The following is a 13,946-nucleotide window of genomic DNA, read 5'->3' on the forward strand; positions in this document are numbered from 1 at the left end:
TGACGGGTGGTGCGGGCAGGCGCGCGAAGCGCGACCACACGGCCGGAAAGGAACGGGTTGCCGTCCTCAGCTGACTTGGTTCAGGACTGTTCGCGAAGAAAGCCGGATGGGTATCGGGTGCGGGTCTGAAGGTGCCGAGACCCTGCTGCAATCAGAATTTCGCACTCTGCTCGATGAGGCAAGCGGGATCGGGAAGCGCCCTTGGCGTGGATTGCCCAAAAGGTCACAAGCACGTCGGTGCATCGGTATCGCCAGCCCTGATCACGGCTGTTTCAAAAGAACGGTCGGAGGATTCCAGCCATGCTGCGAGTTTTTCGATGGTGCAGCCAAAATCAGACGCTTTCGTCGCACACTCCCAGACGATGGCCACCCTCCAGCCTAACTGCAGTAGCTCCTCTTGCTGACGTGTATCTCTGGCGACATTGAGAGCAAACTTCGACGTCCAGAATTCCTTCCTTGTCTTCGGGAAAGTGCACCAGTGACATCCCATATGCCTATGCCAGAAGCACCCATGGACGAAGATAGCTGCCCTCCGTGAAGTGAGCACGATATCGGGCTTGCCTGGTAGTTTCAAGGAATGGAGCCGATAGCGGAATCCCCTTGCGTGGAGACCACGACGGACCATCAGCTCGGGCTTCGTGTCCTTTCCACGGATCGCGGCCATCATTCTTGATCTTGTTGTAGCGACTGTAGATTCTGCCATAGAGAAGCAATCTTAGTTCGACATCCGATGTCGTCTTCTTAGTGATGAATTCTGGGGCCTTCCTTGCACAAATACTCCGTCGTTGACATTTTTGCGGGTCCGGGGGGACTAGCCGAGGGCTTTTCGAGGGTACAGCATCCAGACGGATCGCGCCCGTTCCGCGTCGTCCTTTCCATCGAGAAAGACCCTACCGCACATGCCACACTGAGGCTGCGCAGCTTCCTTCGTCAATTCGAAAGTCCTCCCGACGAGTACTACGACTTCATCAACGGAAACTGCGATGAGCCGAACTGGAGCGAACTCTATCCACCTGAGTGGGATAAGGGGGTGGAAGAAGCCTGGCTCATGGAACTTGGCCAGGAAGATCCGTCCTTAAGGCTCGACAATCGCCTCGACGAGATCAGGGCTGAAGGACAGGATCGGGTGATCCTAATCGGCGGCCCACCCTGCCAGGCCTACTCGCTGGTGGGCCGTGCACGGAACGCTGGAAAGGCGGGTTATGTGCCGTCAGAGGATGGACGGCATTTCCTTTACCAGGAATACATTCGCATCCTTGACCGACTTCGCCCCGTGGCCTTCGTCATGGAGAACGTGAAGGGGCTGCTCTCGTCATCTGTCGATGGCCGCGCCCGGATCGTTGAGCAGGTGCTATCCGACCTCAGCGGCGATAGGTCTGAAGGGGAGAAGTACCGCCTACTCGCCATTGCGTCGAAGGCGACAGGCCAAATCGAACTTGACGCGGAAGGTCCAGACGCGCGCGACTTTCTCGTTCGCGCCGAAGAGTTTGGCATTCCGCAAGCTAGGCATCGCGTCATCATTGTCGGCGTCAGAGAGGACGTCGCCGAAGCCATCGGACCAGATCTCCTATCTGTACGCATGGAAGGAGTGGAAAAGCCGGCCGCTGTACGGGATGTTTTGGGGTCGATGCCCCCGATGAGGAGCGGCTTAAGCAAGAGTTCCGACGGACCGACGGAGTGGCGGAGCGCGCTTCTGACCGCTATCGATGCGATCACCTCAGTCGGCCGAGGGAAGCTTGGCGCGCACGACGATCTCTTGAGGGAAAAGGCGAAATTCTATCGAGCGAATGTGGCGGGACTTAACACCCTTCCGCCGCGTCGGGGGGAAGGGATCGGAATTGCGTCGGAATGCCCGGCTGAGTTGCGCGAATGGCTTATAGATCCAAAACTCGTTACCCTACCGAACAACGAAACGAGGGGCCACATGCCAGGCGATCTGGCTAGGTACTTCTTTGCCTCACTATCTGCCGAATTGTCCGGCAAGTCGCCAACGGCGGGGATGTTTCCTCAAGAACTGGCACCTTCACACAAGAGTTGGGCCAGCGGGAAGTTCGCCGATAGATTTCGGGTGCAGGTTTGGGATAATCCATCAACGACGATCACATGCCACATCTCAAAGGACGGGCACTATTTTATTCATCCCGATCCGCTGCAATGTCGCAGCCTTACGGTAAGGGAGGCGGCTAGGCTTCAGACCTTCCCGGACAACTACTTCTTCATGGGAACGAGAACCGCCCAGTACATCCAAGTAGGAAACGCGGTTCCGCCTTTGCTGGCAAGGAAGATCGGAGATACGCTTCTCACGATGCTGCGCGGAGCCGGAGGCGAAGTGACCGAAGCACCGAAGGACGGGAAACCCAAGACAGCGGACCTCGTGGATGCAGCTTGAGTATGATCTCGCGGGGCCGGGGGCGACCGATCTCTTCGAATCTCTTCGCGCTTTCGGGTACGATCTTCCGACTGCTATCGCAGATGTTCTGGACAATAGCCTTACGGCAGGCGCGAAGAATATCTGGATCGATCTTACATGGGCCGGGAGAAATTCTCGGGTAACGATCCGGGATGACGGACGTGGGATGTCCGAGACAAAGCTCGTCGAAGCAATGCGTCCAGGAAGCACAAGCCCGGTCGAGGATCGCGACCCGAACGACCTAGGAAGGTTTGGACTGGGAATGAAAACGGCCTCGATCTCCCAGTGCCGATGCCTGACTGTCATGACGCGTGAGGTAGACTCTGCCTTGGCAGTAAGGCGGTGGGACCTCGATTATCTCTCCCAGGTTCGATCCGGCGAATGGCGACTGCTCAAGGGGAGAAGCCTGCTGAAACCGGAAGATCAGAAACTCCTGGATCGAGAGAACTCAGGCACTGTCCTCTTCTGGGATAGGCTCGACACTCTCGTAGGTGATGTCGACGAGGATAATGATGTCGTCCAGCGGCATTTCCGCGAGCGGGCCGAGGCAGTGCGAGACCATCTCGCGATGGTCTTCCATCGATATCTTCGAGGTCGCCATTCCGTAAAGATCCATCTCAATGGCCGCCCTGTAGAGCCATGGGACCCGTTCCTCGAAGACTCGGGTCTTTCCGAGGCACTGCCGTCAGAGACGCTGGGCGTCGGTTCCGAACGCTTCGAGGTGAAGGGCTTCATTCTACCCCACCACAGCAGAATCAGTGCCGAAGCACACGCGAGTGCTGCCGGATACAATGGCTGGAACGCACATCAGGGCTTCTATATCTACCGAAATCGGCGGCTTCTCGTTGCCGGCGACTGGCTCGGTCTTGGTATGCAGAAGGAAGAGCATTTCAAGCTGGCGCGCATTCGAATCGACCTTCCGAACTCGACCGATCTGAGCTGGCAGATCGACGTGAAAAAGTCGCAAGCTCATCCACCTGCTGCTCTCAGAAAGGACCTTAGGCGAATTGCGCGTGCGGCGAGGAGCCGAGCATCCAGTATCTATCGTCATCGTGGAAAGCTGATCCAGCGCACGCTAGGAGACGGCGGCGCCTTCCTTTGGAAGCACCTGACCAAGCATGGGAAGACGTTCTACAAGATCAACCGCGACCACCCGCTAGTGGCAACAGTCTTGGCTGAAGCGGAAGACAAGAAGCCCATCAGAGCACTAATGAGCCTGATAGAACAGACCGTCCCCGCACCGCTGATCGTGGTCAACAATGCCGAGGCCCCGGATTCCCTTGCGCAGCCCTTTGAAGGAGCAAGCGCAGAGCTCCGAAGCGCCATGGAAGCCGTCTTCGCTGCTCTCGTGTCATCGGGCAGGTCCCCACTCGAAGCCGGAGAGGAACTGATCAGGATGGAGCCGTTCGATGCCTATCCGGAAATAGTTGCCGCATTCGTCGAACAGTCGATGGAAATGCGACGAAGCAATGCTGGAAGGGCCGCCGAATGAAACCGATGGACGAGGAAATCTTCTCTGCCGCGTATGGCGTAGCGACGTCGCTGCTGCAGTTGGAGAAGCCGATCACCATGGAAGCGCTTGATCGCACCGTTGCCGTCGTCGGAGCGATGCCCAAGTTCGCCGACCTGGACCTCAATCGGCTTCGCAAGGCCTTGGAAGCCAAGAACAACATTCGCGTCGGCGGCTATTCCGTCATCGACGACAAGGACTTTCAGTCGTGGATCGCAGCGGCGCGAGAGGACCGAGAATTCGAGTTCTGGGATCGCTATCGTTCGTATTTGGAACTGAAGAAGAGATTCCCAGAGGCGGTGATCGATCAACTCGATGGTCTGACCGATGACATTCTCGACCGGCTTCGGGATCCAAGGACGTCGGGAAACTGGGATCGCCGGGGCCTCGTGGTCGGCGATGTTCAGTCCGGCAAGACCTCCAACTATACCGGGCTGATCTGCAAGGCCGTGGATGCAGGCTATCCGCTGATCATCGTCCTAGCCGGCGTACACAACAGCCTGCGAAGTCAGACCCAGATCCGCCTGGACGAAGGGTTTCTCGGCTTCGATACTCGCTTGAGTCTCAGAGGGGATCAGGAGAACCAGAGGATCGGCGCCGGCGCACTTCCGGGCCAGAAGCTGCTCATCGCACATTCGCTCACCAGCAGCAGCGACAGCGGTGATTTCAAGCGAACCACAGCAGATGGGACCAAGATCATTCCCGGCGGCAAGGACCCCGTGCTACTTGTCGTAAAGAAGAGCGTCAGCATCCTTGGCAATCTACTGAAGTGGGTCGCCTCGGTTCGCGGGGAGAACGACGACACCATACCGGGTGGCAAGATTGTGCGTGACGTTCCCTTGCTCGTAATCGATGACGAAGCGGACTATGCATCGGCAAACACCAAGGAGTACCGCGACGATCTCGGCGAGATCGATCCGGATGCCGATCCAACGCGCACCAATGAGCTGATCCGCAAGCTGCTCACGCTGTTCGAGAAGAGTGCGTATGTCGGCTATACAGCGACCCCCTTCGCCAACGTATTTATCCACCATGAGGCGACAAACAAGACGGTCGGTGAAGATCTATTTCCCCGAAGTTTCATCATCAACATCCCCGCGCCTTCAAACTACATCGGCGCCGAGAAGGTGTTTGGACTCGACCGCCCCGGAGATGGTCAGGAAACTCGAGGCCTGCCGATCATCAAGAGCATCGCAGATGCCGAAGACATCTTTCCTCCACGTCATAACAAATGGCTTGAGGTCGATTCCCTGCCACCCTCGATGCAGGAGGCGATCCTCTGCTTCATTCTAGCATGCGCCGCTCGTCGGGTCCGTGGGGACGCCGAAGCCGACAACTCCATGCTCATCCACGTGACACGCTTTACGCTTGTCCAAGAACAGGTAGCCGAACATGTCAGAGAGTTTCTCACGGACATCCGAAGACAGCTGGAATTTCCGGGAACCGGCGGCGATGTGCTGGCCAAGCTCCGGAAGCTCTGGGAAACGGAATTTGTCCCAAAGTTCGGACCTATAGAAGCGGCACTCCCATTAGAGGATTTCTCTCCCGTCGAGTGGAAGGATGTGGAAGAGGAGCTTTTCAAGGCGACCAAGCGCATCACTGTGAGGGAGATCAACGGGACGGCAAAGGATGCACTGGACTATGCCGAACACCCACAAGGTCTGTCGGTCATCGCTATTGGAGGCGACAAGCTCTCCCGCGGCCTGACCTTGGAAGGTCTATCCGTCAGTTACTTCGTACGCACCTCGAAGATGTACGATACGCTCATGCAAATGGGGCGCTGGTTCGGATATCGTCCGCGCTACGCCGATCTATGTCGGCTGTACACGTCGCCGGTCCTGACTGAGTGGTATCGTCATATTGCTACCGCAACGTCGGAACTGCGCGAAGAATTCGATCTGGTCTTCGATCGAGGGGGCAATCCGCTTGAATTTGGACACCGCGTCAGGACACATCCTGATGGCCTGATGATCACTGCTGCGAACAAGATGCGATCAAGCAGTCGCATCCGAGCAGGCTTTTCCGGCACGATTTCGGAAACCGTTTCCTTCGAGACTCGGAGTGCTCAGCAGAATCTCGACGCGTTCAACCGATTCTTCCGTGCACTTCCGGAGAAACAACTGACCAGCGGCCGCTATGTTTGGAATGACGTCGATGGAGCAATGATCCGTGACCTTATGTCAGAGATCGAAACTTCTCGCGATTCGTGGAAGGCGAACGCTCAGGCTCTTTCGATGTACATTCGTGGCAGGCTCGAGAACGAGCGACTCGCGGACTGGACGGTCGTTCTCTTAGCCGGTGGGACATCAAGGCGAAGAGCGGAAATCGGACCCTACGATGTTCCCTTGAACAAGCGAGATGACAGGTCTCAAGGAGACAGTGAGAAGTTCACCATCGGTAGACTTGTTAGCCCCCCAGACGAGATGATCGACTTCGAACCAGAGCAGCGAGAACGAGCGATGGCCCAGACCCTTTCGGCGTGGGAGGCTAGGTCGGGGCCCAAGAGGGACGCGCCGAAGAATCCCTCGGGGCCTTTCATTCGTCGTCAACGTTCGCCGGACAGAGGTTTGCTACTCGTCTATCCCCTCGATCCAGGAACATCCAAGGCGGATGTTCCGCCGATCATCGGATTTGGCGTCAGTCTCCCCTTCGATGACGATGCGCCGCTGGTCGATTACGCGGCAAACAGCGTGAAACAGCTCGAAGACCTCTTCGCGTGAGACCGGAAGACCTATTCGAAATCTGGGACAACCTCGCCTTGGCGACGTCTGGAATCGTCGGGCTTGATCGCCGACTCTTGGATGTCGAGGCTCCGGTAGGCATCTACGCGTGTGTGTTCTGGCCAGGAGGTCAGCCTGGCCTTCTGATAGAAGGCGACGGGACCGTTCGTCCGACCGGAGGGCGGCTCCCCAAGTGTCGTGGCGTGAAGCTGGTGCACGAAACGTTTCGAACGGACCCAGCTCGAACGTCGGTGAGAATACTCTTGGAGGAGCCGCGGCTCAGGGACATCTTCGCGATACTTGCGATCGACCTTCTGGACGTTGCCAGAGATCAGTCTACCTCAGAATTCGCATTGCGACGCTGCATCGACCGGATCTCGATGTGGCAAGGTCTATTCGAACGCCTTCCGCCAGACGGGCTTTCAGATGAAGCACAGAGGGGTCTATTCGGCGAACTTTGGGTGCTTGAGACCTTCATGCTGGAGGTCTTGGATCCGTCTGAAGCTGTCGAAGCATGGCGCGGCCCAGATCCGGGAAATCAGGATTTCGTTCGTCTCGGTGTCGCCATCGAGGTCAAGACCACCTTAGCGAAAAGGCATTCACGACTTGCGATCGCGAACGAGAAGCAGCTTGACGAGGTGCCTCATTCGATCCTCTACCTCGCCAATGTTCGATTGGACGAAAGCGCAGCCGCAGGGCGCAACTTGAATGAATTAGTCGGGAACTGCCGCCAGAAGGTAGCGAGCGATCTCTATGCGGCTCGCCTGCTGGACGATTGCCTATTGAAGGCAGGATATCTCGATGTTCATGCAAACCTCTATCAAGAACGCTGCTGGCAAGTGTCGGGGTGCAGGTTTTTCCATGTCCGTGACCACTTCCCGAGACTGACCGAAGCCAACCTTCCGCCGGGGGTCGGAGATATCAAGTATTCCGTCATCGCCGACGATCTCTCACAATACGAGTGTCAGCGCGGTGACGTGACGAAATCACTGGAAGAGACAACCAATGGAGACTGAAGAACTCAAGGTCTTCGCCGAGAACCTGCAGCAAGATGTTTTATCCCGTGCCGACGCGGTCGAAGATGGAGCAATGCGCGCGGAATCCTTCGCCAACATCATGTTCGAATATCTTCGGGACGCCGAAGAGATCGAAGACGGGATTGCTTGTTTTATCGAGGGTCGGGGCCACCGCTGCAGCGGATACTTCATATCCGAGGACAACGAACGTCTCGACCTGTTTCTGGTGCTCCCGCGGCTCGAAGGCACGGTCGTTCCCGTGCCGAAGTCAGAGATTGATCAGGCATTCAAGCGGCTCAGATCATTCCTGGAGAAGTCTCTGGACGGCATGCACCGTTCACTCGAGAGCGCCCTGGAAGGCTACGATATGGCGCGCTCGATCTGGGACGCTCGAAATGACCTGAGTAGCGTGCGGCTGTTCGTGCTTACTGACGGCACAGCCAAGGTAGACCGTATCGACAACGAGATGCTGGGCGGTATCGAGGTTTCCAGTCACCTGTGGGATCTGCAGCGCCTCCATCGTTCATCGTCTTCCGGCTCACTGCGCGAACCCATCGAGATCGACTTCACGCGCCTCAACGGAGCTCCCATAAGGTGCCTTGCGGCAACGCCGCGTGGCGGCGGGTATCGGTGCCTGATGGCAATGCTTCCAGGTTCGGTGATCGTAGAGATGTATCGCGATCATGGACCCCGCCTTCTCGAACGCAACGTCAGGAGTTTCCTCCAGCTTCGTGGCAAGGTAAACCAAGGTATCCGCAAGACGATACTGGACGAGCCCGAGATGTTCCTCGCGTTCAACAACGGACTGTCCATCACCGCTTCCGGACTGAAAGTCGAAGATAACGGCGATGGCACGGTTGCGCTGCACTCCGCCCGGGATCTGCAGATCGTCAACGGCGGGCAAACTACGGGATCCATCTTCCGAGCATCGAGAAAAGACAAAGTCGATCCCGTCGAACTGTTGGTCCCTGTAAAGATAACTGAGATCCTGTCCGATGGAGACGTTGAAAAAATCGCACCGCGCATCTCGCAATCGGCGAACAATCAGAACAAGGTCAACATTGCCGATTTCTCTTCCAACCATCCGTTTCACATTGCCTTCGAGGAGTTGTCGCGCTCGACATGGGCACCGCCAACCGACGGTCTCCAAAAGCAAACGAAGTGGTTCTTCGAGCGGGCTCGAGGCCAGTATCACGACGCTCTCGCTCAGAACCCAACGCCAGCGCAGCGGAAGGCTTGGGAAGCAATCCACCCGCGGAAGCAGATGATCACCAAGACCGATCTCGCGAAATTCGAGCACTCATGGTCGCAGCTGCCTCACATAGTCAGCCGATATGCCCAGAAGTGCTACCTCGATTTCATGGATCGTCTGGATGCGCGCGGAGGCTTCGTTCCCGATGGCGAGTACTTTCGAGAGGCAATCGCCAGGGCCATCATGTTCAGGCAGACGGAACGCATCGTATCGCGGCAGAAGTTCGGAGGTCACCGCGCTGAAATCGTTACCTACTCCTTGGCGTGGCTTTCCCACCACACGGCGATGCGTGTCGATCTGGATGCAATTTGGGCTCAGCAGTCAATGTCTGACGCGCTGGCTGGTTTTGTGGAGACCATCTCAACGCATGCCCACGAGCACGTAACTAATCCCCCCGGCGGTCAGAACGTGACTGAGTGGTGCAAGAAGGAAAAATGCTGGGATATCTTTCGCGAGAAGCACATTGCGATTCCGGCAGGGGTGGAGGCTGGCCTTCTCTCTAGGGAAAAGGGAAATACGAGGAAGAAGCCGGAAGCACTTGGGGGAGCGCTTTCGAAGAAGGACCAAGAGACGATCGACGCGGTAACTGAAGTTCCGTCCGAAACATGGTTCGGCTTATCGGCTTGGGCCAAGGACACGAACAATCTTCAACCTTGGCAGAGAAGCCTTTCATTCAGCCTTGGCAAGCTCGCGCGAGCATCGAAGCAACCTTCGCGCAAACAAGCGGAGCATGGCGAAAAGATCTTGGCTGAGGCCCGAAGACTGGGATTTCGAGCGTAAGCACTGGCCTGAAGCCTCGGACAAGCGACTTCCGTATTTTTCCGAGCACCGGTGAGTGTATTGCGCGGAACGTTCCGCACCGCGTTTCGGCACTTCTGGTATCGCCGCTCTTGGGCCGCAAACAGGCAGTCTGTTTGCGGATGATTGCACGCAAAAAGCAGCCCTCAATGAGCCGACATCGCACGAAAGCACCTCAGGGACCTCCACTTTCTGTTCAATCTAAAAAGCTTCCCCAAAATGGTCATCCGCGCCAAGTAGGTTTCCAACTTCAAGTTCGATCGGAGCCCGTATGATCCAGTACAAGTCACTTGCTGGTGCGACCGCTACAAGAGAAGAATTGGATACCTTCGCTGAGTTGGTTGGGTCCGGCGGTGCTGTTGATGAGAACCACGTCCGGAGAGGTGCGGTAAGACCGGGCGCCCAACTCGTCTTCGCAGAAGGTTATGGCCAAACGGTTGGCGTTGCTGCCTTGAAAGTTCCGCTGGTCGGCTACCGATCTGGCCTTCAAGAAGCCGCAAAGGCGGGCTACTCCCTACCGGAAAGCGAATACCCGTATGAGCTCGGCTACGTCTCGGTTTCGCCCAACCATTCCGGCCAAGGCATAGCGAAAGCATTAGTCGCAGAAGTGCTGCGCCTTGCGGCCGGAAACGGCGTCTTTGCGACTACAAGCAATTCCGCGATGAAAAAAGGTGTGCTACCGTCCTTCAAATTCGTCCCCGTAGGCAAGGGTTGGAGGAACGGATCGGGAGACATCCTCAATCTTTTCATTCGGACGTCACAAACAAAATGACGGCACCCAATATTTTCCGGTGTTAACTGGACATCGAGTTGAGCATCGCCAGCGTTCTGACGAGCAAGCGTTAGTACGACATAATCATATATCTATGTGGCTGCATAGATGGAGGCGAGGAACTTGAAGGAGAGGGTAGCTTTCAATGGATCAGATTGTCGATATGGCTAGATTTTGCTTCTAGAAGGATCGTGAAAGGAGCATGTTGAAAGGGGTTCAATTAGAAAAGAGTGAAACCGGTTCCCTCTGTTTCACGATCGAAGATATCTCTGATGAATTGAAAGTCGTTATCCGGGCGCGCCTGTCGGAGATTTGCCATGGCGCAGCAAAGGCATCGAGAACGACGCTTATTTATTCGTACCAAGCGACGCTCAAAGCTTTCTTCGGAAAATTCGACAACAAATCCCTCGACACGCAAAAGGGCATGATCGGCGAGCTGCTGACCCACGTACTATTTTTGCATTATGAAGACGAGTTTCGTGCGGCCTCACCATTCTTCAACATGGAAGAGGACTCGATCAAAAAGGGATTTGACCTCGTCCTACATCATAGGGGCACAAGCGAAATCTGGTTTGTTGAGGTGAAAGCTGGTGAATGCGGTGTGGAATCAAGCATCAACAAGCTGGGCGGTCTTTTGTCTCTAGCAAAAAATGATCTGAAGACCGCCTTGAACAGCGAACGAAACACGCTTTGGCAAAACGCGGTAAACGGGGCAAATCTGGTCATGCAGGATTCAGAGCTCAAGTCACAAATCGAGACACTGCTTGAGAGTTTCAACGAAAAGGCTGTAGCAGGTGCATCAGTTAGTACGGACTACAACGCTGTCCTGGTGGCTGTGTGTTTTTCCGGCGAACAGACGTTCGCTACCGGAGCAGAGTTTGAAGGAAGGCACATCTCACAAAGGGATATGAAAGAGTTCCGAGATTTGATGTCAATTGCCCTGCAAAAGGCTACCATACAAAGCGTCGTAGATTTCCTGCGGAGCGAGATTGAAGTTGGCTAAGGCACCGCTCAAAACACTCAGAAATTCGGATTTCTTTGCTCATTATCAATCGCTGTTAACTCGTAGTGAATTGAGCCGGGCGCAAGCGGAAACACTCCTCACCGCTGCGGTACTGTTCCTGAACAACGACAATCCGGATGTCACCGCTTTGGGATACCGGATTGTTGTGATGTATTCGAACCTTACGGGCGACTACGTCCCGCTATACGACGTTGCGATTGGCCGGGGGTTCATGCCGATTGTGGACAGTGTACAATCGGGCTTGGCGGCGAAGGGCGAGGCCACGCATTTCTTCCCGGTATATTTTTCAGCACTGCTGAAGTTGTTCGAAGTCGAAGGCGCTGTCTTCACGCAACAACAGTTGGATTTGGGAAACTTCTTTTCCGAGCACAAACTTACGGACGTAACGGTTACGGCTCCTACGTCTTACGGGAAGTCCGAACTGATTTCCCAGTTCTGCAATCAAAATCTCGAGAGCAGCGTCTGCGTCTTGGTGCCAACCAAAGCCCTGCTGGCCCAAACCAAGCAACGCTTGCTGAGAAAGCGCGTTACCGGAGACGATCGTCAAATCATCACCCACGCCGAAATGTTGCAGGGTGGTGATTGCAAATTTCTGGCGGTCTTTACACAAGAGCGATTGCTGAGGTTTTTCATCAAGCATCCGGGTGTTAATTTCGACTTTGTCTTTGTTGACGAGGCGCACAATTTGCTTGGAGAGGACACGCGGGCTTTGTTGCTCGCTAAAGTGATCATCCTGCAAAAGCGACGAAATCCGGCCGTGCGTTTCAAGTACCTGACTCCGTTTCTAGTCGATCAAACGAATTTGCAACTTCGATACGCTGAAATCCAGCCAGAGAAATACAAGGTCACGGAAGGCCTGAAGACCGAACGGTTCTACTTAGTTGACTGCCGAGAAGGCAAAGCCGTCCAGCTTTACGATCAATATTTTGACCGGTTCGTTCAGTGCGGGGAAGACACCTTCGACGACGAAATTGATTTGATTTTGGAAAAGGCTGCGAAAAAGAATATCATATTCTTCAACCTGCCCAAAAAAATTGAACAGTTTATGCGCGTATTTCTTTCGCGAATTGACAGTATCGAAAGCGATCGTGTTGCGCGAGTGTGTGATAGCATTTCAGAATTTCTTCATACTGAGTATTTGCTTGTTGAGGGCCTGCGCAAAGGCGTCTTGTACCACCATGGTTCAGTCCCGGACATCGTGAAGCTTTACGTTGAGCGCGCCTACACCGAGATCCCTGAAATTCGTCATATTGTTTGCAACTCAACTTTGCTGGAAGGAGTGAACATCCCAGCAGAGAAGATGTTCATTCTTGAAAACAAAAAGGGACCAAGAAACCTTACCAAGTCCGAGTTTCGAAATCTTGTAGGCCGGGTATGCAGGTTCAATGAAATATTCAGTGGCGAGACTGGCAATCTCAGGATGCTTGAACCGGAAATATACCTGATTGGAAGCGACGCCTATTTGGATAATCGGGCCAATCTGAAAAAGTTCATCAAGACCGTCGCACAGGTTGACCTGAAGCTTCAAGATGAGATCGATAACGTATTGTTGGAAGAAAGGTTGATCGAAGATGACGACGCCGAAGAGCGTAAGCGCGAGGCCGATGAATTTCTTGAGAATGTCCTTCCGGGCACCACGGGCTTGGATGTTACCCGCGCCGCTACACCAGTAGGCCGCGCATGCTTTTTGAACAACATCTCTGAGTTAGAGGTCCTCCAGCACGAGGTAGAAATCCAAGGTATACTCAACGGTCTTGTTGAGCCGCTTCAGAATTCAAATGACGTCATGAAGTTGATTGCTGGCGCGTTTGTGCCGTTTCTCAAGGACGGTGCAGCTTTCGACATTCTTCGCCGCTTGCAGGAGGAGAACGCACAGACATTCTACGCCATGCTGATTGATTGGAAGATCAAAGGCGCCTCCTACGCGGAGATGATCAGGAATTTCCTTCGCTATTGGGAGGGTATGGGCGGCGATGAAGTGTATGTCGGGAAGTGGGGTGAAATCGCCAGGGAAGGCTCTTTTCGCCCGAGCTGGGTTGTCATCAGTGAAAAAACGCATGCCGAACAAGTGAATCTGGCGATAGTACGGATCAAAGAGGAGCAGGATTTCGTTGATAATCACTTGCTCAAATACGTAGAGCTTCTGCACGACCTCGGGAAGCTTGATGAAGAGCTATACTTAAAGATCAAGTACGGAACGACCAATCAGGAAAAGATCAGATTGATGAACTTCGGGGTGAACTCGATACTTGCGGGGAAGCTTATCGACAAGTACTCAGATTTTGTTGATGTCCAGAAAGACGATTCCATTGTTAATATCAGACCAGAACTGATAGAGCGAATGCGACAGGACGGCGAGAACGAAATATTGGTGTTCGAAGCTGAAATGCATATGGGGCTAAACCACAACTTCTAAACACCCAATGTATATTCCGCCACTGCTA

The 13,946-nt window shown here is 54.7% G+C and carries 9 protein-coding genes; 8 read left to right on the forward strand and 1 reads right to left on the reverse strand.

Annotated elements, in window-relative coordinates; all coding sequences use genetic code 11:
* Nucleotides 1-223 precede the first annotated feature (223 nt).
* The gene (locus GRI69_RS14360) at nucleotides 224-703 is read right to left on the reverse strand and encodes a very short patch repair endonuclease (protein ID WP_160728961.1); all 480 of its coding nucleotides are present in this window, start codon (nucleotides 701-703) and stop codon (nucleotides 224-226) included.
* A gap of 63 nt (nucleotides 704-766) precedes the next feature.
* Between GRI69_RS14360 and GRI69_RS14365 the strand changes: the two genes are divergently transcribed.
* The 8 genes from GRI69_RS14365 to GRI69_RS14400 all read left to right on the forward strand — a co-directional run bounded on the left by GRI69_RS14365 (nucleotide 767) and on the right by GRI69_RS14400 (nucleotide 13,918).
* Nucleotides 767-2,389, forward strand: a complete 1,623-nt coding sequence (locus GRI69_RS14365) for a DNA cytosine methyltransferase (RefSeq protein WP_160728962.1) — start codon at nucleotides 767-769, stop codon at nucleotides 2,387-2,389.
* Entirely contained in the window at nucleotides 2,379-3,902 is a 1,524-nt protein-coding gene (locus tag GRI69_RS14370; protein WP_160728963.1) for an ATP-binding protein, read from the forward strand. The genes GRI69_RS14365 and GRI69_RS14370 overlap by 11 nt, the downstream gene beginning before the upstream one ends.
* Nucleotides 3,899-6,640 carry a Z1 domain-containing protein gene (locus tag GRI69_RS14375; protein WP_160728964.1) on the forward strand — a complete coding sequence of 914 codons (2,742 nt, stop codon included), beginning with the start codon at nucleotides 3,899-3,901 and terminating at the stop codon, nucleotides 6,638-6,640. The genes GRI69_RS14370 and GRI69_RS14375 overlap by 4 nt, the downstream gene beginning before the upstream one ends.
* A complete protein-coding gene (locus tag GRI69_RS14380) occupies nucleotides 6,637-7,656 on the forward strand; it encodes a PD-(D/E)XK motif protein (RefSeq protein ID WP_160728965.1) in 1,020 nt (339 codons plus the stop codon). The genes GRI69_RS14375 and GRI69_RS14380 overlap by 4 nt, the downstream gene beginning before the upstream one ends.
* Nucleotides 7,646-9,688, forward strand: a complete 2,043-nt coding sequence (locus GRI69_RS14385) for an AIPR family protein (protein ID WP_160728966.1) — start codon at nucleotides 7,646-7,648, stop codon at nucleotides 9,686-9,688. Before GRI69_RS14380 ends, GRI69_RS14385 begins: the two co-directional genes overlap by 11 nt.
* 289 nt (nucleotides 9,689-9,977) lie before the next feature.
* A complete protein-coding gene (locus GRI69_RS14390) occupies nucleotides 9,978-10,478 on the forward strand; it encodes a GNAT family N-acetyltransferase (RefSeq protein WP_160728967.1) in 501 nt (166 codons plus the stop codon).
* 202 nt (nucleotides 10,479-10,680) lie between these two features.
* A complete protein-coding gene (locus GRI69_RS14395) occupies nucleotides 10,681-11,481 on the forward strand; it encodes a Hachiman antiphage defense system protein HamA (protein ID WP_160728968.1) in 801 nt (266 codons plus the stop codon).
* Nucleotides 11,474-13,918 carry a DEAD/DEAH box helicase gene (locus tag GRI69_RS14400; RefSeq protein WP_237453142.1) on the forward strand — a complete coding sequence of 815 codons (2,445 nt, stop codon included), beginning with the start codon at nucleotides 11,474-11,476 and terminating at the stop codon, nucleotides 13,916-13,918. Before GRI69_RS14395 ends, GRI69_RS14400 begins: the two co-directional genes overlap by 8 nt.
* Nucleotides 13,919-13,946: the final 28 nt, after the last annotated feature.

It is taken from the genome of Qipengyuania vulgaris, from assembly GCF_009827325.1.
GTDB lineage: Bacteria > Pseudomonadota > Alphaproteobacteria > Sphingomonadales > Sphingomonadaceae > Qipengyuania > Qipengyuania vulgaris.